The sequence below is a fragment of the Candidatus Pantoea floridensis genome, assembly GCF_900215435.1.
GTDB lineage: Bacteria > Pseudomonadota > Gammaproteobacteria > Enterobacterales > Enterobacteriaceae > Pantoea > Pantoea floridensis.
The window spans coordinates 2,263,866-2,283,141 of record NZ_OCMY01000001.1 but is presented as its reverse complement, the minus strand read 5'-3'; the positions used below and the strand labels follow the sequence as shown (position 1 = coordinate 2,283,141).

Below are 19,276 nucleotides of genomic sequence, written 5' to 3'. Positions count from 1 at the left end.
TTTCTTCTCACCCACGGCGTGATGGCAACATCGCGCCGTTTCTATTTGCGATGAGCTGATGTGGCGCCGAATCATCTATCATCCTGAAGTTAACTATGCACTGCGGCAAACGCTGGTGCTGTGCCTGCCTGTGGCTCTCGGCTGGCTGTTTGGCGATCTGCAAAAAGGTCTGCTGTTCTCGTTAGTGCCTGCCTGCTGCAATATGGCGGGTCTGGATACGCCGCACAAACGCTTTTTCAAACGCTTGATTGTGGGTGGTTCGCTGTTTGCCACCGGCAGCTTCCTGATGCAAATTTTGACCGCTTACCAGATTCCGCTGCCGTTGATCCTGCTGGCGCTGCCGCTGCTGATCGGCGTCACCGGCGAAATCGGCCCGCTGCATGCACGCCTGCTGCCCGCCACCTTAATCGCTGCTATCTTTACGCTCAGCCTGGTTGGGCGCATGCCGATATGGGTGCCGCCGCTGCTCTATATTGGCGGTACGCTGTGGTACGGCTTGTTCAACTGGTTCTGGTTCTGGCTGTGGAAAGAGCAGCCGATGCGTGAATCGCTCAGCCTGCTGTTTCGCGAGCTGGCGGATTATTGCGATGCCAAATACACCTTACTGACACAGCTGACCGATCCGGAAAAAGCGTTACCGCCGCTGCTGGCGCGCCAGCAGAAAGCGGTCGATCTCATCACTACCTGTTACCAGCAAATGCATATGCTGTCGGCCAGCCGCGATAACAGTCACAAGCGCCTGACGCGCGCCTTCCAGGTGGCGCTGGATTTGCAGGAACACATCTCGGTCAGCCTGCATCAGCCCGAAGAGGTACAGAAACTGGTGGAGGAGAGCCACGCTGAAGCGGTGATCCGCTGGAACGCCAAAATCATCTCCGCACGTTTGCGCGTGCTGGCTGATGCAATTCTCTATCATCAGCTGCCGGATCGTTTTCACATGGAGAAACAGCTGGGTGCGCTGGAGAAAATTGCCCGTCAGCATCCGGATAACCCGGTTGGCAACTTCTGCCTCTATCACTTCAGCCGCATCGCCCGCGTATTGCGCACGCAGAAGCCGCTTTACACGCGCGATCTCATGGCCGATCGTCAGCGCCGCTTACCGCTATTGCCAGCGTTGCGCAGCTATTTATCATTCAAATCTACCGCGTTACGCACCGCGGCCCGCTTCGCCGTAATGCTGATGTTTGGTAGCGCGCTGGCGTTGTTCTTCAACATTCCTAAACCTTACTGGATTCTGATGACCATCATGTTCGTCAGCCAGAACGGCTACAGCGCGACGCGCGTGCGTATTCAGCACCGTGCGCTGGGCACCTTTGCCGGTTTGCTGATTGCCGCCGCCTCGCTGCGGCTGGCGGTGCCGGAGTCGATCACTCTGCTATTTATGCTGGGCATCACGCTGGCGAGCTATCTGATCACGCGGAAATATTACGGCTGGTCGATGATTGGCTTCACCGTCACCGCTGTGTATTCACTGCAGTTGCTGTCGCTCAACGGCGCGCAATTCTTGTTGCCGCGCATGATGGACACGCTAATGGGCTGTTTGATTGCTTTCGCCGGTATGATTTGGCTATGGCCACAGTGGCAAAGCGGGCTGCTGCGTAAAAATGCGCACGATGCGCTGGAAGCTTATCAGGACGCACTGCGCTTGCTGCTCGGACCGGAACAGGCGCCGGAGAAGCTGGCTTATCAGCGCATAAAGGTCAATCAGGCGCACAATGCGCTGTTCAACTCCCTGAACCAGGCGTCGAGCGAGCCCGGCTTCAACCTGCAATATTTGCAAGATATGCGCATGTGGGTGACGCACAGCCAGTTTATCGTTGAGCACATCAACGCCATGACGATTCTCGCGCGCGAGCACACCATGTTGACGTCGAAGCTGGCGGAACGGTATCTGCAATCCTGTGAAATCGCGCTGCAGCGCTGTCAGCAGCGGCTGGCGTATGACGGGCCGGGCAACGACAGCAATATTCTGGAAGCGCCGGAAAATCTTAATGAAGGGCCGGTAACGATTGTCGAACAGCACGTGAAGCGGATTTTGCAGCACCTTAACGTCATGCACACCATCTCTTCACTGGCGTGGAGCCAGCGACCGCATCATGGCCGCTGGCTCAAGGCGTTACGCCCGAAAGCGGATTAAGCAGCCAGCACCTTTTCAATCGCCGTAGCGAAACGCGTCATGCCTTCGGCGATGTCGGTTGGCTCAATCACCAGCGACGGCACAAAACGAATCACATCGCTGCCGGCGGTGAGAATCATCAGCCCTTCCGCAGCGGAAGCATTGAGGATGTCGCGCGCCTTGCTGGCGAACTGCGGCTGCAGCGCGGCACCTATCAGCAGACCTTTGCCACGAATCTCGCTGAAGATAGCGAATTTACTGTTGATGGCCTGCAGCGCTTCCACAAACTGCTGGCGGCGCGCTTCCACACCTTCCAGCACTTCCGGAGTATTGATGATATCCAGCGCGGTTTCCGCAATCGCACAGGCCAGCGGATTGCCGCCATATGTGGTGCCGTGCACGCCCGGCGCCATCACTGCCGCAATGTCATTGGTGGTCAACATCGCGCTTACCGGGAATCCGCCGCCCAGCGCTTTCGCGGTGGTCAGGATATCGGGCTTGATGCCGTAATGCTCGTAGCTGAACAGCTTACCGCTGCGGCCCATGCCGCTCTGTACTTCATCTAATACCAGCAGCGCATTATGTTCGTCGCACAAGGCACGCAGGCCCTGCATAAATTCCTGCGTAGCCGGAACTACGCCGCCTTCGCCCTGAATCGGTTCTACCACAATGGCGCAGGTGTGATCGTCAATCACCGCTTTTACCGCGTCGAGATCGTTGAACGGCACATGCACGATGTCAGCCGGTTTTGGCCCGAAGCCATCGGAATATTTCGGCTGCCCGCCAACCGACACGGTAAATAGCGTGCGGCCATGGAACGCATTGTGGAAAGCGATAATTTTGCTTTTGAATGGGCTGTGTTTTTTGCAGGCATAATAGCGCGCCAGCTTGAAGGCCGCTTCGTTGGCTTCTGCGCCGGAGTTACCGAAAAACACGCGGTCGGCAAAGGTAGCAGCGATCAGTTTACTCGCCAGACGCAGCGCCGGTTCGTTAGTGAACACGTTGCTGGTGTGCCACAGCGTTTCGCCCTGGGTTTTCAGCGTCTCCACCAGCGCCGGATGACAATGGCCCAATGCCGTCACCGCAATACCGCCTGAGAAATCGATATACTCTTTGCCCTGCTGATCCCACACTCGGCTGCCCTTGCCTTTAACCGGCACAAACTGCGCAGGTGCATAAACAGGCAAAATTACGTTATCGAACGTTTCCCGGGTTACCGCTAGTTTTTCCGCTGCCATTGACGACCTCATCGGGTTATTTGTTGAGCTGACGTGAAATTATAATCACAAAATATGCATAAAAAATCACACCATGGCAAATATAAGTTACGCGCTGAGGAAATTAGCCAGCAGCTGGTGACCTTGTTCACTGAGGATGCTTTCCGGGTGAAACTGCACGCCTTCCAGCGGCAAGGTGCGATGGCGGAAGCCCATGATCTCATCCGGTTCGCCGTCGCGCAGGCTCCACGCGGTAATTTCAAAGTCTGCAGGCAGCGTATCGCGCGCCACAATCAGCGAATGATAGCGCGTCACGGTCAGCGGATTATTCAGGTTGCGAAACACGCCTTGATTGCTGTGCTGAATGCGCGAGGTTTTACCGTGCATCACCTGCCGCGCGCGTACCACCTGCGCGCCATATGCCTGAGCGATCGCCTGATGCCCAAGGCAAACCCCCAGAATCGGCACACGTCCGGCGAAGTGACGAATAGCGGCAAGCGAGATGCCAGATTGGTCCGGCGTACACGGACCCGGCGAAATCACCAGATGCGTCAGCGGCAACGCTTCAATCTCTTGCAGCGTAATGGCATCGTTGCGCACCACGCGCACATCAGCGCCCAATTCGCAGAAGTATTGGTAGAGATTCCAGGTGAAGGAGTCGTAGTTATCGATTAGCAGTAGCATAGCGCCCTCAGGCCAGTAAAAGCGGCGCTATTCTACCCATTTTAGCTAATCGGGCTCACCACTTTCGCAAACTGCGCGGTAAGCGGAGCCAGATCGCCGGCGACGCCCGCCGAGATCGCCGCGCGCCATTCATCGCGCTCGAGCGTGTCCCACGCCAGCTGATAACCGGCGTGCAGCGCCAGCTGTTCGAAGAAGATACGCTGCGCGCGTCCATTGCCAGCGCGGAACGGATGCAGGACGAAAATCTCACAGTAGTAGTGCGCAATCCGTGCCGCAAAGGTTTCCACTGCCAGGTCGGCCAAACCGCGCTCCTCTTCCAACGCCTGCATCAGCGCATTGCCCTCTTTCTCGATATATTCGCAGTGGCAATAGGGCGTTTCATCACGCCAGATATCGATAGTGCGCAGCTCTCCCGCCCAGCTATAAAGATCCTGAAATAGCGTGCGATGAATATGGCACAACCGCGGCAAGCCGATGCTGCGCGGCCCCAGTTCTAACGTCGCCAGGCGCGCGCTGCTGAAGGCCAGTTCGGCTTTACGCAGCTGCGCTTCATCGTGAATGTCGAGGCGATTCTTGAGCACGTTGTCGTTTTGCCACAGATAGGGATCGCGCACCGCCAGGCTGTTATCCGCCATATTGCCTCCTCAGCGACGCAAGTCGTTCTTCGGCATGTTCCGCATCGATCAAGGGTTCAGTAGATGTGTATCCGGCCAGACGACAACTGGCTTGATAGCTCGCAGCGCGCTGCTGCTGCCACAAGGTGGCTTTTTGTTTCTCGGTGAGTTTGCTGGTCATAGCGCCTCCGGCTGGCAATGAGCCCTAAGTATAAGCAGCAATTTTTTGCTTTGCCGGAGGGGCAATAACGCGCCCAACAAAAATGGCGCGTTTCGCGATTAAGGCAGGACTTTGGCGGAAAGGATAACAATCGGTTTTGATGGCACATTTTGGTACGGACCCACATCTTTGGTCGGTACCTGAGCAATCTTATCAATCACATCCTGGCCTTTCACAACTTTACCAAACACTGCATAACCGAAATCACGCTGACCGTGATCGAGGAAGGCGTTATCTGCCACGTTGAGGAAGAACTGGCTGGTGGCGCTATCTTTATCTGCGGTACGCGCCATCGAAATGGTGCCACGCAGATTACGCAAGCCGTTGTCGGCCTCGTTTTTGATTGGCGCAACAGTTTGCTTTTGCTGCATATCCGCCGTAAATCCGCCGCCCTGAATCATAAAGCCAGGAATAACGCGGTGGAAAATGGTGTTGTTGTAGAAACCGTTGTTGACGTAATCAACGAAGTTTTTCACCGAAACCGGGGCTTTCTGGTTGTTCAGTTCGAGTTCGATATTGCCCGCAGAGGTGGTGAGCAGCACATGTGTATCCCCTTTTGCTGCCAGCGCGGCAGAAGATACGGAAGAGAGCGCTAACAGGGCAACTGCCGCTGTCAAAGTACGTTTAAGCATGAAAGATTCCTTACCATGGAGAGCTAGCTCAAAAACGAGATTGATTGTAAAGAGCAAGTAATCCAAGAGCCAGCGTTTTACCGATATTTACGTGGATGTTGCGATTGTCATACTTTTGCCGCCACGCAATCATTTGCGTGATTAAAATCACACTATCAGTGAAATATCCCCAGCTTGTTTCACTCGTTGTTTATTAAGATCACAGTTGCACTTACAATTCATGACACTTTTTGCCAATCTCGGCGCTTCACAGGTTCAGAACATGACAAACCGTAATCGGCTCGGCCTTACCTGGATTAGCTATTTCTCCTATGCGCTTACTGGCGCACTGGTGATTGTTACCGGTATGGTGCTGGACAATATCGCACAGTATTTCCAGCGTCCTATCTCAGAAATGAGTAACACCTTTACCTTCCTTAATGCGGGCATTTTGGTGTCAGTGTTCCTGAATGCCTGGCTGATGGTCATTGTGCCGCTGAAGCGCCAGCTGATCTTTGGCTTTGTATTGATGATTCTTGCCGTCGCCGGCCTGATGACCAGCCACGATCTCACCGTGTTCTCGCTGTGCATGTTCGTGCTCGGCGTGGTCAGCGGCATCACTATGTCGATCGGGACCTTCCTGATCACCCATCTTTATGATGGTCGTCAACGCGGCGCACGTCTGCTGTTTACCGATTCGTTCTTCAGCATGGCGGGCACCATTTTCCCAATCATCGCGGGTATCCTGCTGGCGCGCGCGCTGCCATGGTATTGGGTTTATGCCTGCATCGGCGTGATTTATCTCGCGATTTTTGTACTGACGCTGTGCATTGAGTTCCCAGTATTGAAGAGCGAAGCCGCTAAGCCCGGCGTGGAGAAAGAGAAGTGGGGCGTCGGCGTGCTGTTCCTGTCGATTGCAGCACTGTGCTACATCCTCGGCCAGCTCGGCTTCATCTCGTGGGTACCAGAATACGCCACCAAATCGATGGGCATGGACATTGCCGCTGCCGGTCAACTGGTGGGTAATTTCTGGACTGCCTATATGGTTGGCATGTGGGTGTTTAGCTTCGTGCTGCGCTTCTTCGATCTGCAGCGCATCCTGATGGTGCTCGCGGCGCTGGCAACCGGTTTGATGTACTGGTTCGTCACGTCCAACGATGCCAGCATGCTGCACTGGATCATCATGACGCTGGGCTTCAGCTCAAGCGCGATTTACACCACCATCATCACGCTGGGCTCGCTGCAAACTAAGGTCTCTTCACCGAAGCTGGTGAACTTCATCCTGACCTGCGGCACCGTCGGCACCATGCTGACATTTGTGGTAACCGGTCCCATCGTGGCAAAAGGTGGCGCGCATGCGGCACTCTCAACCGCCAACGGTTTGTACGCCGTGGTATTTGTGATGTGTGTTCTGCTGGGCTTTGTGACTAAACATCGCCAGCACGGCCATGTTACCCACTAAGTTCGACGGGCGGAGTTCGCTCCGCCCTGCTCTTCAGCGCTTAAACGTCACCGCCTCTTTCTCTGCTAAATAGATCTCACTGCTGGCTGGCTGCGTCGCTGCCACCACCATCCCTTTGCGCAGCGAATAACGCACCGGCACCTGTCGCCGGACCGCATCAAATCCACTCTCTGCCGGCAGAATAATCAAACTGGCATCGTTGCCCGGTTGAATACCGTAATTTGCCAGCTGCAGGGTTTTGGCGCTGTTCGCGGTAATCAGCTGCAATCCGTTATCGATCTGCTCGTAACCCATAAGCTGACAGACGTGCAGTCCCATATGCAGCACCTGTAGCATGCTGGCGGTACCAAGCGGATACCAGGGATCGAACACGTCATCGTGCCCAAAACAGACGTTGATATGGGCCTCCAGCAGCTCTTTCACCCGCGTGATGCCGCGACGCTTGGGATAGCTATCAAAGCGCCCTTGCAGATGGATATTTACCAGCGGATTGGCGATGAAGTTGATGTTGGAAAGCTTAAGCAGACGAAACAGGCGCGATGTATAGGCATTGTTGTAAGAGTGCATCGCCGTGGTGTGGCTGGCGGTGACGCGTTCGCCGTTGCCATCGCGATGCGCCAGCGCCGCCACGGTTTCGACAAAGCGCGACTGCTCATCGTCGATCTCATCGCAGTGCACATCCACCAGCCGATCGTAGCGATTGGCCAAAGCAAAGGCTTTATGCAGCGACTCAACGCCATATTCGCGGGTGAATTCGAAGTGCGGAATGGCACCTACCACATCTGCCCCCATGCGTAGCGCCTCTTCTAACAGCGCTTCACCATTGGGATAAGAGAGAATGCCTTCCTGCGGAAACGCCACAATCTGGATATCGATCCACGGTGCCATCTCTGCTTTCACTTCCAGCATCGCTTTTAACGCGGTTAGCGTGGGATCGGAAACATCAACGTGGGTGCGCACGTGCTGAATACCGTTGGCGATTTGCCACTTCAGCGTTTGCTGCGCGCGCTGTTTCACATCTTCATGGCTGAGCAGTGCTTTACGCTCAGCCCAGCGTTCAATGCCCTCAAACAGCGTGCCGGATTGATTCCAGGCCGGTTCGCCAGCGGTTTGCGTGGTATCGAGGTGAATGTGCGGTTCGATAAACGGCGCGCTGGCTAGCCCGCCTTCCGCATCCAGCGCATCAGCCTGCTCAACCGTGTGGGGCGGCTGCGGTCGAAGGTGCGCAATCTTGCCGTTGTCGATTTCGATCTGCCACAAGCCTTGCTGCCCTGCTACGCGCAGGTTGTTGATCCACTTCAGTGATGGATTTGCCATGCCGTTCTCCGCTAAAACACAAAATCTAAAGCTAGCATGAAAACCAATGTTACTGCGGGCACATTCCGTAGCGGCGCCATTTATTGCGCGATGAATCGCGCCGCGAGGGAAGCTGCGGCGAAGAAAATGATTGGGTAATTATCAACCAAATAAGCCACTTAACTAATTCGTTCAAAATCAGTTACATACCTCAAAATAGGTATATAAAGGCGCGCTTGATGCATATCAATAAGCGCCAAAAGCGCCGCGCTAAGGTAGGCGCAGATACCGCAATTTTTGAGGCAAGCATGAGCAAGCACAGTGTCGTTATCATTGGCAACGGCATGGTCGGCCACCGCTTTATAGAAGAACTTATCGACAAAGATGAATCGAATCAGTTTGCGATAACCGTTTTCTGTGAAGAGCCCCGGGTCGCCTATGATCGCGTCCACCTTTCCGCCTATTTCTCCCATCACACCGCTGAAGAACTCTCGCTGGTGCGCGAAGGTTACTATCAGAAGCATCAGGTAAATGTATTACTCGGCGAACGCGCCATCACCATTAACCGCGACGAAAAACTGATTCACTCGAATACCGGTCGCGCAGTGCATTACGACACGCTGATTTTCGCCACCGGTTCCTATCCATGGATTCCGCCCATCAAAGGCGCGGAAGGCAGCGACTGTTTCGTCTATCGCACCATTGAAGATCTTAACGCCATTGAAGCCTGTTCACGCCGCAGCAAACGCGGCGCGGTGATTGGTGGCGGATTACTGGGGCTCGAAGCGGCGGGCGCGCTGAAAAATCTAGGCATTGAAACCCACGTGATTGAGTTTGCACCGGTGCTGATGGCGGAACAGCTCGATCCCCAGGGCGGCGAGCAGCTGCGACGCAAAATCGAGCAGATGGGCGTACGCGTCCACACCGGCAAAAACACGCAGCAGATTGTCCATCATGCCACAGGTGGTAAAACGCTGGAGTTTGCCGATGGCAGCGCGCTGGATGTCGATTTCATCGTCTTCTCCACCGGTATTCGCCCGCAGGATAAGCTGGCCAAACAGTGCGGCTTAACGTTGGGCGAGCGCGGCGGCATCGCCATTGACGATCGCTGTCAGACCAGCGATCCGGCGATTTATGCGATCGGTGAATGTGCCGCGTGGCAGAACCGTATTTACGGCTTAGTCGCGCCGGGCTACAAGATGGCGCAGGTTGCCAGCGATGCCGTGGTTGGCCGCGACAACCTGTTTGCTGGTGCAGACATGAGCGCCAAGCTGAAACTGCTGGGCGTGGATGTCGGTGGCATTGGTGACGCGCATGGCCGCACGCCGGGTGCGCGCAGCTACCTGTGGCTCGACGAGCAGAAAAACATCTATAAGCGCCTGATTGTCAGCGAGGATAACCGCACATTACTGGGCGCGGTATTGGTGGGAGATACCAGCGATTACGGCAATCTGTTGCAGCTGGCGCTGAATAACATCCCGCTACCGGAAAATCCGGAAGGGCTGATCCTACCGGCAAGCAGCGGCGCTAAACCGGTAATGGGCGTTGATTCGCTGCCGGATAGCGCGCAAATCTGCTCCTGCTTTGACGTGAGTAAAGGCGATATCGTCAAAGCCGTGCAGGGTGGTTGCCATACCGTAGCGGCGCTGAAAGCCGAAACGCGCGCGGGTACCGGCTGCGGCGGCTGTATTCCACTGATTACGCAGGTGCTGAACGGTGAATTGAGCCGTCAGGGTATCGACGTTAACAATCATCTGTGTGAGCACTTCCCCTACTCGCGTCAGGAGCTGTATCACCTGATTCGCGTGGAAGAGATCACATCGTTCGACGCGCTGCTGGTCAAATATGGTCAGGGCTACGGCTGCGAAGTGTGTAAGCCCACCGTGGGTTCGCTGCTGGCCTCCTGCTGGAACGAGTACGTGCTGAAGCCGCAGCTGGCACCGCTGCAGGACAGCAACGATCTGTTCCTCGGCAATATCCAGAAAGATGGAACTTACTCGGTGATCCCGCGCTCGGCCGGCGGTGAAATTACCCCGGAAGGGTTGATGGCGATTGGCACCGTGGCGCGTCAGTACAATCTCTACACCAAAATCACCGGCTCGCAGCGTATTGGCCTGTTTGGCGCGCAGCGTGACGATCTGCCTGCTATCTGGACGCAGCTGATCGCGGCCGGTTTTGAAACCGGACAGGCGTATGCCAAAGCGCTGCGCATGGCGAAAACCTGTGTGGGCAGCGTCTGGTGCCGCTTTGGCGTTGGCGACAGCCTTGGCTTCGGTATTGAGCTGGAAAACCGCTACAAAGGTATTCGCACCCCGCACAAAATGAAGTTTGGCGTCTCCGGCTGCACGCGCGAGTGCGCGGAAGCACAGGGTAAAGATGTCGGCATCATCGCCACCGAGAAAGGCTGGAACCTGTATGTGTGCGGTAATGGCGGCATGAAACCTCGTCATGCCGATCTGCTGGCTGCCGATCTCGATCGCGACACGCTGCTGAGCTATCTCGATCGTTTCATGATGTTCTACATCCGCACCGGCGACCGCCTGCAACGCACTTCGCTGTGGCTGGAAAGCATGGATGGCGGCATCGATTACCTGCGCAGCGTCATTGTTGACGACAAGCTCGGCCTGAATGCGCAGCTGGAGAGCGAACTGGCACGTCTGCGTGGCGAAGTGATCTGCGAATGGACAGCAACGGTGCAAGATCCTCAGCAGCAGGCTCACTTCAACACCTTTATCAACAGCGACCAGCGCGATCCGCTGGTGCAGCATATTAACCAACGCGAGCAGCATCGTCCGGCACGTCCCGACGAGCGCATTGCGGTCACTCTGATTGAGGAGATTGACGCATGAGCCAGTGGCATTCCGTGTGTGAACTCAAGCAAATCCTGCCTGCGACCGGTGTGTGTGCGCTGGTCAACGGCCAGCAGATTGCTATCTTCCGTCCACGTGACAATGAACAGCTCTATGCATTGAGCAATATCGATCCTTTCGCCCAGGCCAGCGTGTTATCACGCGGCCTGATTGCTGAGCACCAGCAAGCGCTGTGGGTGGCTAGCCCGCTGAAAAAGCAGCGCTTCCGCCTAAGCGATGGCTTCTGCCTGGAAGACGAAGCACGTTCGGTGGCGAGCTATCCGGTGCGTGTCAGCAAAGGCCGGGTTGAGATTTGTGCCTGACCGCATTCCTTTACTTAATGAGACGTCACTATGTTTACTGACACCCTGAATAAATGTGCCGCCAATGCGGCACGCATTGTGCGTACCGCGCAGCACAGCCCGCTGGCCTTCTGGATCGGCTCGGCGATGGCCGGTGCTTACGTTGGTTTGGCCATCATCCTGATTTTCACCTTGGGCAATCTGGTCGATCCGGCTTACCGTCCGCTGCTGATGGGCGCCACCTTCGGGATCGCGTTGACGCTGGTGATCATCGCCGGTTCCGAGCTGTTCACCGGTCATACCCTGTTCCTGACCATTGGCGTGAAAGCCGGCACCATCAAGCAAGGCCAGATGTGGTGTGTACTGCCGCAAACCTGGCTGGGGAATTTAATCGGCTCCGTGCTGGTCGCACTGATCTATTACTATGCGGCAGGCCCATTGCTCCCCAATGCTGGCTCGCTGATTCATAGCGCCGCGCTGGCGAAAACCACGCAGCCAGCCATGGCGCTGTTCTTCAAGGGCGCACTGTGTAACTGGCTGGTATGCCTGGCGATCTGGATGGCAATACGCACCGAAGGCACGGCGAAGTTCATCGCTATCTGGTGGTGTTTACTGGCGTTTATCGCTTCCGGCTATGAGCACTCCGTAGCCAATATGACGGTCTTTGCACTGTCGTGGTTTGGTCAGCATAATGCGGACCTCACTTTGAGCGGCATCGGCCACAATTTGCTGTGGGTAACGCTGGGCAACATGTTCTCCGGCATGGTGCTGATGGGTCTCGGTTATTGGTATGCCACCCCGCTGGCGCAGCGTCCACAGGCCGAAGCGCAAGCCACGCCGCTCAAAGCGGTATAACCATTTTCAGCCCGCCCCGTGCGGGCTTTTTTTAGGATGAGCTATGGACTACTTTCCGCTGTTTTGCCGCCTGCAGGGCAAACGCTGTTTGCTGGTAGGAGCGGGAGATGTAGCAGAACGCAAAGCGCGTTTGCTGCTGGATGCCGGTGCCGATCTGCACGTTGGCGCGCTGGATTTCTCCCCCGCGTTTCAGCAGTGGGCACAACAGGGAAAGGTGACCTTATTAACCGGCGCGTTTGATGATGGCTGGCTGGACTCGTGCTGGCTGGTGATTGCCGCCACCAATGATGATGCGGTCAATCAGCAGGTGGCTTTCGCAGCCGAGCAGCGTCGCATCTTCTGCAATCTGGTGGATGCGCCGCAGGAAGCCAGCGCGATCATGCCATCGATTGTCGATCGCTCACCGCTGATGATTGCCGTTTCGTCCGGCGGCCGCGCGCCGGTGCTGGCACGTTTGCTTCGGGAGAAGCTCGAAGCGATGCTGCCACAGCATCTCGGAGAGCTGGCGTCCCTGGCCGGTTCGTTGCGTGGCCGTGTGAAGCGCACCTTTGCCAGCATGGCGCAGCGCCGCGCGTTCTGGGAACGCTTCTTCGTGAGCGATCGTCTGGCACAAACCCTGGCGAATGGCGATCGCCCACGTGCTGATGCCATCGTCGATAACTTGTTCGATGCCCCGCTGTCGCAGCAAGGTGAAGTAGTGCTGGTTGGCGCCGGGCCGGGTGATGCCGGATTGCTCACGTTGAAAGGTTTGCAGCATATTCAGCAGGCCGATGTCGTGGTGTATGACCGCTTGGTTTCAGAACCGATTCTCAATCTGATACGTCGCGATGCTGAGCGCATCTTTGTCGGCAAACAGGCCGGTCATCACTGCGTACCCCAAGCGCAAATCAACCAGGTTTTACTCGAACAGGCGCAAAGCGGCAAACGCGTAGTACGCCTTAAAGGCGGCGATCCCTTTATCTTTGGGCGCGGTGGTGAAGAGCTGCAGTTGCTGGCACAACACCATATTCCGTTTAGCGTGGTGCCAGGCATCACGGCCGCATCGGGCTGTGCTGCCTACAGCGGCATTCCGCTTACGCATCGCGACCATGCGCAGAGCGTACGATTCGTGACGGGCCATTTACAGCAGCATGGCGAGATTGAATGGCGCAAACTGGCGGCGGAGCAGCAAACGCTGGTGTTCTATATGGGGCTGGCGCAAGCGCCGGAAATCCAACAACAGCTGTTGCAGCACGGCATGGATGCCGCTATGCCGGTGGCGATCGTACAGAACGGCACCACGCCGCAGCAACGCGTGGAAACCGCAACGCTGGCAGAGCTGGCGACGTTGGCGCAGCAGTTTGAAAGTCCAGCGCTGATTATTGTCGGTCGCGTAGTGGCGCTGCGGCCTCAATTACGCTGGTTCTGAACCACCAGACCATCGCACAAATAAAAACGGCGGATCATGATGATCCGCCGTCGCGTTCTCGCCGGCCAACCGCTTAGGGTTGTGCGACAAAACCTACCGCTTCGTACACTTTCTTCAGCGTTTCCTGCGCATGCGCGCGGGCTTTCGCTGCGCCATCGCGCATCACCTGATTCAGTAGCGCTTCGTCGTTACGGAAACGATGATAGCGCTCCTGCAAGTCGGTCAGCATGCCTGAAACGGCATCCGCGACCGCGCCTTTCAGATGGCCATACATTTTGCCTTCAAACTCCTGTTCCAGCTCGGCTATGGTTTTACCGGTTACGCCCGCCAGAATATCCAGCAGGTTAGAAACACCGGCCTTCTCTTTGACGTCGTAGCGCACCACTGGCGGCTCAGCAGAGTCTGTTACCGCGCGCTTGATCTTCTTCACCACTGCGGTGGTGTCTTCCAGCAGACCAATCACGTTATTACGGTTGTCGTCTGACTTAGACATTTTCTTGGTCGGTTCAAGCAGCGACATGACGCGCGCGCCTGATTTCGGAATGAACGGCTCCGGCACTTTGAACACATCGCCGTACAGCGCATTGAAACGCTGCGCGATATCGCGGCTCAGTTCCAGATGCTGCTTCTGATCTTCGCCCACCGGCACCTGATTGGTTTGATACAGCAGAATGTCAGCTGCCATCAGCACCGGATAATCAAACAGGCCCGCGGTGATGTTTTCCGAGTAGCGCGCTGATTTATCTTTGAACTGCGTCATGCGGCTCAGCTCACCGAAATAGGTGTAGCAGTTCAGTACCCAACTCAGCTGCGCATGTTCAGGCACGTGCGACTGAACGAAGATGGTGCTTTTCGCCGGATCGATGCCGCAGGCAAGGTACAACGCCAGCGTATCCAGCGTGGCTTTACGCAGCGCAACCGGATCCTGGCGGACGGTGATGGCGTGCAGATCGACGATGCAGTAAATGCAGTGGAAATCATCCTGCATCTGCACCCACTGACGCAGCGCACCCATATAGTTGCCAATGGTCAGTTCACCGGAAGGCTGGGCGCCGCTGAAAACGATGGGTTTGCTCATGTTATGTCCTGATAATCACAGCCCGATAGCGGGCAAAAGTTCGTCAAAAGAGTCGAGAGTTAAATCGGGATGGCTGGTCGCAATTGGCTCACCGTAGTTGTAGCCAAAAGTCATACCGATGTTCGGTACGCCTGCCGCCTGGGCTGCGAGAATATCATTGCGCGAATCGCCGACAAACAGCAATTGTCCGGGAAGCACGCCAAAATGGCCGAGCACAAGGAAAATGGCCGCTGGATGCGGCTTTTTCACAATCACATCATCGCCGCCAATAATCTGGGTAAAGTAGTCAGCAATGCCGAGCGACTTCAACAATGGCGCGACAAACGGCGTAGGTTTGTTGGTGACTATGGCCAGCGGCAGGCCTTTTGCCTGCAGCGCCGCCAGCGTCTCTTTCACCCGCGGGAACAGGGTGCTGCCCGCTTCCACCGTTTCGGCATAGTACTTATCGAACAGCGCACGCGCATCGCGCTGCTCTTCAGCATGCGGTTCGCGACCCAACGCCCAGGTCAGCGCGCGGGTCATCATCACATCCGCGCCGTTGCCAATCCAGGTTGATGCTAACGCCACACCCGGCGGCGGCAGTTGCAGATCGCCCAGCGCGTGATCGATCGCCTGCGCCAAACCCGGTGCGCTATCCACCAGCGTTCCGTCGAGATCGAACGCCAGCGCGCGGATATCAGTGAAATGAGCCATTAACTTTCTCCAGTTCGCCACGCATTTCATCGATCACTTTTTTGTAATCCGGGTGACCAAAGATCGCGGAACCGGCAACAAACATATCGGCACCGGCGGCAGCAATCTGGCCGATGTTGTCGATCTTCACGCCGCCATCCACTTCCAGGCGAATGTTGTAGCCGCTTTGATCGATCAGGCGACGCGCTTCGCGCAGTTTGTCGAGCGTGCCGGGAATAAAGGATTGCCCACCAAAGCCCGGATTCACCGACATCAGCAGAATGATATCCAGCTTATCCATAACATAGTCGAGGTAGTCGAGCGGTGTAGCAGGATTAAATACCAAGCCGGCTTTGCAACCGTGCTCTTTGATCAGCTGCAGCGTGCGGTCAACATGCTCGCTGGCTTCCGGATGGAAAGTAATGAAGGTGGCGCCAGCTTTCGCGAATTCCGGGATCAATGCATCCACCGGCTTTACCATCAGATGCACATCAATAGGTGCAGTGATACCGTAATCGCGCAGCGCTTTCAGCACCATCGGCCCCATCGTCAGATTGGGAACGTAGTGGTTATCCATCACATCGAAATGGACGACATCGCCACCTGCCGCCAGCGCTTTGGCTGTGTCTTCACCTAAACGCGCGAAGTCAGCAGACAGAATTGAAGGGGCCAGTAAAAATTGTTTCATCCGATTCTCCCAATTTTGTGCGCCAGCCGGAGCTGGCGTAATGCCTTGGTCGCGGACGAAACAGGCTAGCGGAAAAGCGCTAGCAGTTCGTCGACCTGTGTGCGACCACTTATGCTTCGGCTGATGGAACGCCGGGCTTTAACTACGTGTAAATCCGCATTCTGGTACCACTCACGCGTGAGCACCGTATCGTGATTAGAAATCAGCACCGGTATGCGGTTTTGTTGCGCCAGCTTATTGGCCAGTTCCGCCAGATGTTGCTGCTCACGCAGGCTAAAACTGTTGGTGTGGTAAGCGGTAAAATTCGCTGTCGCCGACAGCGGCGCGTACGGCGGGTCACAATAAACCACCGAGCCCGCTGGGGCGTTAGTCAGAGTAACATCGTACGATTCACAGACAAAGGTCGCTTTTTGCGCCCGTTCGGCAAACCACAGCAGTTCAGCTTCCGGGAAATACGGCTTACGGTAGCGGCCAAAAGGCACATTAAACTCACCGCGCAGATTGTAACGGCAAAGACCATTGTATCCGTGGCGATTGAGATAGAGGAACAGCACGGCGCGCTGATATTCATCTTTGCTGGCATTGAATGCGATGCGCTGCGCGTAGTAAGTTTCCGCCGTATTACCTTCGGCATTGAAAAGCTGGCGCGCGTCTTCAATGAACGCCGCAGTACGCGTTTTGACGATGTTATAGAGATTGATGAGATCGCCGTTGATGTCCGCCAGGTGATAGCGGTCATAATCGGTGTTGAGGAATACTGAACCAGCGCCGACAAAGGGTTCGATTAAACAATCACCTTGTGGCAAATGACGACGGATGTCATCAAGGAGCGGGTATTTCCCTCCGGCCCATTTCAGAAAAGCGCGATTTTTTTTCATGCTGTCGTGGTTATTACATCTTAATGATTGGCTGTGGTGAAACCGACAGCAGCTCTGCGCTTTAAACGGGGCCGCACCTGCGCGGCCCCACATCAATTACTGACTTTCTTTTTTCACCTGGCTAAGCGGTTTGACCCACGGATTCGCGGCACGCACTTCTGCTGGCAGCGATGCCACCGCGCGTTTCGCATCGGCTGGCGTAGCGTAAGCTCCGCTCACCAGCACATACCAGGGTTCACCGTTGCGCGTAGTTTTATACACGTGATAACCGCTCAGGTTTTGTTTTCTCGCCCAGGCATTCAGGCTCTCTTCTTTCGACGCACCGCTCAGCTGCAGCGTGTAATTGCCGCCCGACGGCAGCGATTTGCTGGCGCTGCTGCTTGCAGGCGCAGCATTGCGCGCCGGCGTAGTGTGCGTCTTGCTCTCTTTTACCGGTGCGGGTTTGGTCGCGGCCGGTGCTTTGTGCGTGTTGCTGGCAGCGTGAGTCTCACGTGCGCCATTACTGGTGTTACGCGACGGCGTTTCCGCATGCATCACCGGCGGCGTCATCGCTTTACCATTACCGCTTACCGTTGCCGGTGCCGTTGGCAGCGAGCTATTGCCCTGTGCACCTTGGGCTGCGGCATCAACAGAACCTTGCTGATTATTCAGCGCCGTATTCAGATCGCCCGGGAGGGTGACACGCTGTTGATTTGCTGGAGTATCCACGGGTGCAGCCTGAGTCGGCGTTGAAGAGACCGATGGCATAGAGATGGACTGGGAATCATTGCCCGCTGGTGCAGCCGTTCCCGCCGTGTTTTGCGGTGCGCTGCCTTCAGCAGAAGGTGTGGCGTTTTGCTGACCGCTCATGGACGTCGAACCTGAGAGATCGATGTTCTTTTCGCTGCCACTGGCAGAAGGTGCTGCGCCGCTATTGGCGTTATTCGTAGCGGGTTTCTTCTCATCCGGACCGGTCAATGCCGAACCGATACCCAGTACCACCAACAGCAGAACCAGAATACCAATGCCCATCATCATATGCTGACGAGAAACCGGCACTTTAACTTTCGGCGCAGAAGACGATTTACGTGGCCGCGTTGGACGGCGGTCACTGGCGTCAGGTTTTAACTCGTCTTCCGGTTTGAACTCATCCATTTAGCCTCCTCCGTAAAACGACGCGCTTCCCACACGCCGCATCACCACTCATCACTTCTAATAATCAGGGTTTCTGGCAATCATTAATTGCTGCCAGCACCATATCATGTGCAACACCGGCACGCACTTCAGAGCGGCCAATAGCGAGAGGCAGCACCAAACGCAACTCGCCAGCCAACACTTTTTTATCGCGCATCATGTGTGGCAGATAATCTTCCGCTGCCATGCTTGCCGGACCGTGCACCGGCAAACCGGCACGCAGTAACAGCGCGATGATGCGATCGGTATCGGCAGAGGTGAACTGCCCTAAACGTTCAGCGGTGCGCGCAGCCATCACCATGCCAGCCGACACGGCTTCGCCGTGTAGCCAGTTGCCGTAGCCCATGTGTGCTTCAATCGCATGTCCAAAAGTATGGCCCAGATTAAGCAGTGCGCGTACGCCGGTTTCACGCTCATCCGCCGCAACCACTTCAGCTTTTAACTCGCAGCAGCGGCGGATGCAGTACGCCATGGCTTTTTCATCCAACGCCAGCAGAGCATCAAGATTATGCTCCAGCCATTGGAAGAATTCGCCATCAAGAATAATGCCGTATTTGATCACTTCTGCCAGACCGGACGCTAATTCGCGCGGCGGCAGCGTGGCCAGACAATGCGTATCCACCACGACAGAGGCGGGCTGATAGAACGCCCCAATCATGTTTTTGCCGAGTGGATGGTTGACCGCGGTTTTGCCACCGACGGAGGAGTCAACCTGAGACAGCAACGTGGTCGGCACCTGAATAAAGCGCACGCCACGCTGATAGCTGGCTGCGGCAAATCCGGTTAAGTCACCAATCACTCCACCACCGAGTGCAATCAGCGTGGTATCTCGTCCATGCGGCTTTTTAAGCAGCGCGGTGAATACCTCGTCCATGACCGCCAGCGTTTTGTACTGCTCACCATCAGGCAAAATGACTTGATCTACCTTTACGCCGGCATTGCTAAGGAGCGCTGACAGAGGTTCGAGATAGATCGGCGCCAGTGTCTGGTTTGTCACCAGCATGGCATTGTCGCCTGCTTTGAGCGGCCAAAAAGAAGCCGGATCGTTAAACAGTCCGGCAGCGATGGTGATGGGGTAACTGCGATCCCCGAGTGAGACAGTGATCTTCTCCATGATGACCGATACCTATTGCTGAGCCCTCAGGGCGCTGGA

Annotated in this window: 18 protein-coding genes; 6 read left to right on the top strand and 12 right to left on the bottom strand. The window is 55.9% G+C overall.

Translation table 11 applies throughout. The features are described 5' to 3' along the window. Nucleotides 1-58: 58 nt before the first annotated feature. Nucleotides 59-2,137 (top strand): YccS/YhfK family putative transporter, encoded by a 2,079-nt coding sequence (locus CRO19_RS10655; protein ID WP_097095807.1) that lies wholly within the window; start codon nt 59-61, stop codon nt 2,135-2,137. Here CRO19_RS10655 and argD read toward each other — a convergent pair. The 5 genes from argD to ppiA all read right to left on the bottom strand — a co-directional run bounded on the left by argD (nt 2,134) and on the right by ppiA (nt 5,483). Then, on the bottom strand, nt 2,134-3,354 hold the full coding sequence (gene argD, locus CRO19_RS10650) for a bifunctional acetylornithine/succinyldiaminopimelate transaminase (protein WP_097095806.1): 1,221 nt from the start codon (nt 3,352-3,354) through the stop codon (nt 2,134-2,136). The genes CRO19_RS10655 and argD overlap by 4 nt on opposite strands. Nucleotides 3,355-3,441: 87 nt before the next feature. Continuing rightward, complete coding sequence (locus tag CRO19_RS10645) at nt 3,442-4,017, bottom strand: aminodeoxychorismate synthase component II (protein WP_097095805.1); 576 nt, start codon at nt 4,015-4,017, stop codon at nt 3,442-3,444. 41 nt (nt 4,018-4,058) lie between these two features. Then, nucleotides 4,059-4,652 (bottom strand): putative adenosine monophosphate-protein transferase Fic, encoded by a 594-nt coding sequence (locus CRO19_RS10640; protein ID WP_097095804.1) that lies wholly within the window; start codon nt 4,650-4,652, stop codon nt 4,059-4,061. Beyond that, entirely contained in the window at nt 4,642-4,812 is a 171-nt protein-coding gene (locus CRO19_RS10635; protein WP_097095803.1) for a YhfG family protein, read from the bottom strand. The genes CRO19_RS10640 and CRO19_RS10635 overlap by 11 nt, the downstream gene beginning before the upstream one ends. A 98-nt stretch (nt 4,813-4,910) precedes the next feature. Next, nucleotides 4,911-5,483, bottom strand: coding sequence for a peptidylprolyl isomerase A (gene ppiA / locus CRO19_RS10630; protein ID WP_097095802.1), 573 nt, complete (start codon nt 5,481-5,483; stop codon nt 4,911-4,913). 262 nt (nt 5,484-5,745) lie between these two features. On the opposite strand from ppiA, the gene tsgA reads away from it, so the two are divergent. Beyond that, entirely contained in the window at nt 5,746-6,924 is a 1,179-nt protein-coding gene (tsgA, locus tag CRO19_RS10625; RefSeq protein ID WP_097095801.1) for an MFS transporter TsgA, read from the top strand. 33 nt (nt 6,925-6,957) lie between these two features. Here the strand turns inward: tsgA and CRO19_RS10620 are convergent, their stop codons facing one another. Next, a complete protein-coding gene (locus CRO19_RS10620) occupies nt 6,958-8,241 on the bottom strand; it encodes a cytosine deaminase (protein ID WP_097095800.1) in 1,284 nt (427 codons plus the stop codon). A gap of 287 nt (nt 8,242-8,528) precedes the next feature. On the opposite strand from CRO19_RS10620, the gene nirB reads away from it, so the two are divergent. From nirB to cysG, 4 genes are read left to right on the top strand one after another with little or no spacing between them, the layout of a single operon-like run. Further along, complete coding sequence (nirB, locus tag CRO19_RS10615; protein ID WP_097097638.1) at nt 8,529-11,069, top strand: nitrite reductase large subunit NirB; 2,541 nt, start codon at nt 8,529-8,531, stop codon at nt 11,067-11,069. Beyond that, on the top strand, nt 11,066-11,392 hold the full coding sequence (nirD, locus tag CRO19_RS10610; RefSeq protein WP_097095799.1) for a nitrite reductase small subunit NirD: 327 nt from the start codon (nt 11,066-11,068) through the stop codon (nt 11,390-11,392). The genes nirB and nirD overlap by 4 nt, the downstream gene beginning before the upstream one ends. A 30-nt stretch (nt 11,393-11,422) precedes the next feature. Continuing rightward, nucleotides 11,423-12,226, top strand: a complete 804-nt coding sequence (gene nirC / locus CRO19_RS10605; RefSeq protein ID WP_097095798.1) for a nitrite transporter NirC — start codon at nt 11,423-11,425, stop codon at nt 12,224-12,226. 43 nt (nt 12,227-12,269) lie between these two features. Next, nucleotides 12,270-13,634, top strand: coding sequence for a siroheme synthase CysG (gene cysG, locus CRO19_RS10600; RefSeq protein ID WP_097095797.1), 1,365 nt, complete (start codon nt 12,270-12,272; stop codon nt 13,632-13,634). A 73-nt stretch (nt 13,635-13,707) separates the two neighbouring features. Here cysG and trpS read toward each other — a convergent pair whose 3' ends face one another. The 6 genes from trpS to aroB all read right to left on the bottom strand — a co-directional run bounded on the left by trpS (nt 13,708) and on the right by aroB (nt 19,237). Beyond that, nucleotides 13,708-14,712: a tryptophan--tRNA ligase gene (trpS, locus tag CRO19_RS10595; protein WP_097095796.1), complete on the bottom strand. Its 1,005-nt coding sequence runs from the start codon at nt 14,710-14,712 to the stop codon at nt 13,708-13,710. 15 nt (nt 14,713-14,727) lie between these two features. Next, nucleotides 14,728-15,405: a phosphoglycolate phosphatase gene (locus CRO19_RS10590; protein ID WP_097095795.1), complete on the bottom strand. Its 678-nt coding sequence runs from the start codon at nt 15,403-15,405 to the stop codon at nt 14,728-14,730. Next, entirely contained in the window at nt 15,389-16,072 is a 684-nt protein-coding gene (rpe, locus tag CRO19_RS10585) for a ribulose-phosphate 3-epimerase (protein WP_097095794.1), read from the bottom strand. The genes CRO19_RS10590 and rpe overlap by 17 nt, the downstream gene beginning before the upstream one ends. Nucleotides 16,073-16,137: 65 nt before the next feature. Further along, entirely contained in the window at nt 16,138-16,950 is an 813-nt protein-coding gene (dam, locus tag CRO19_RS10580) for an adenine-specific DNA-methyltransferase (protein ID WP_097095793.1), read from the bottom strand. A gap of 96 nt (nt 16,951-17,046) precedes the next feature. Continuing rightward, complete coding sequence (locus CRO19_RS10575; RefSeq protein ID WP_097095792.1) at nt 17,047-18,084, bottom strand: SPOR domain-containing protein; 1,038 nt, start codon at nt 18,082-18,084, stop codon at nt 17,047-17,049. A 64-nt stretch (nt 18,085-18,148) separates the two neighbouring features. After that, nucleotides 18,149-19,237, bottom strand: coding sequence for a 3-dehydroquinate synthase (aroB, locus tag CRO19_RS10570; protein WP_097095791.1), 1,089 nt, complete (start codon nt 19,235-19,237; stop codon nt 18,149-18,151). Nucleotides 19,238-19,276 lie beyond the last annotated feature (39 nt).

Coding starts and splice junctions, on each gene's coding strand:
- CRO19_RS10655 (WP_097095807.1), top strand. CDS start 59: ATGTGGCGCCGAATCATCTATCATCCTGAAGTTAACTATGCACTGCGG.
- argD (WP_097095806.1), bottom strand. CDS start 3,354: ATGGCAGCGGAAAAACTAGCGGTAACCCGGGAAACGTTCGATAACGTA.
- CRO19_RS10645 (WP_097095805.1), bottom strand. CDS start 4,017: ATGCTACTGCTAATCGATAACTACGACTCCTTCACCTGGAATCTCTAC.
- CRO19_RS10640 (WP_097095804.1), bottom strand. CDS start 4,652: ATGGCGGATAACAGCCTGGCGGTGCGCGATCCCTATCTGTGGCAAAAC.
- CRO19_RS10635 (WP_097095803.1), bottom strand. CDS start 4,812: ATGACCAGCAAACTCACCGAGAAACAAAAAGCCACCTTGTGGCAGCAG.
- ppiA (WP_097095802.1), bottom strand. CDS start 5,483: ATGCTTAAACGTACTTTGACAGCGGCAGTTGCCCTGTTAGCGCTCTCT.
- tsgA (WP_097095801.1), top strand. CDS start 5,746: ATGACAAACCGTAATCGGCTCGGCCTTACCTGGATTAGCTATTTCTCC.
- CRO19_RS10620 (WP_097095800.1), bottom strand. CDS start 8,241: ATGGCAAATCCATCACTGAAGTGGATCAACAACCTGCGCGTAGCAGGG.
- nirB (WP_097097638.1), top strand. CDS start 8,529: ATGAGCAAGCACAGTGTCGTTATCATTGGCAACGGCATGGTCGGCCAC.
- nirD (WP_097095799.1), top strand. CDS start 11,066: ATGAGCCAGTGGCATTCCGTGTGTGAACTCAAGCAAATCCTGCCTGCG.
- nirC (WP_097095798.1), top strand. CDS start 11,423: ATGTTTACTGACACCCTGAATAAATGTGCCGCCAATGCGGCACGCATT.
- cysG (WP_097095797.1), top strand. CDS start 12,270: ATGGACTACTTTCCGCTGTTTTGCCGCCTGCAGGGCAAACGCTGTTTG.
- trpS (WP_097095796.1), bottom strand. CDS start 14,712: ATGAGCAAACCCATCGTTTTCAGCGGCGCCCAGCCTTCCGGTGAACTG.
- CRO19_RS10590 (WP_097095795.1), bottom strand. CDS start 15,405: ATGGCTCATTTCACTGATATCCGCGCGCTGGCGTTCGATCTCGACGGA.
- rpe (WP_097095794.1), bottom strand. CDS start 16,072: ATGAAACAATTTTTACTGGCCCCTTCAATTCTGTCTGCTGACTTCGCG.
- dam (WP_097095793.1), bottom strand. CDS start 16,950: ATGAAAAAAAATCGCGCTTTTCTGAAATGGGCCGGAGGGAAATACCCG.
- CRO19_RS10575 (WP_097095792.1), bottom strand. CDS start 18,084: ATGGATGAGTTCAAACCGGAAGACGAGTTAAAACCTGACGCCAGTGAC.
- aroB (WP_097095791.1), bottom strand. CDS start 19,237: ATGGAGAAGATCACTGTCTCACTCGGGGATCGCAGTTACCCCATCACC.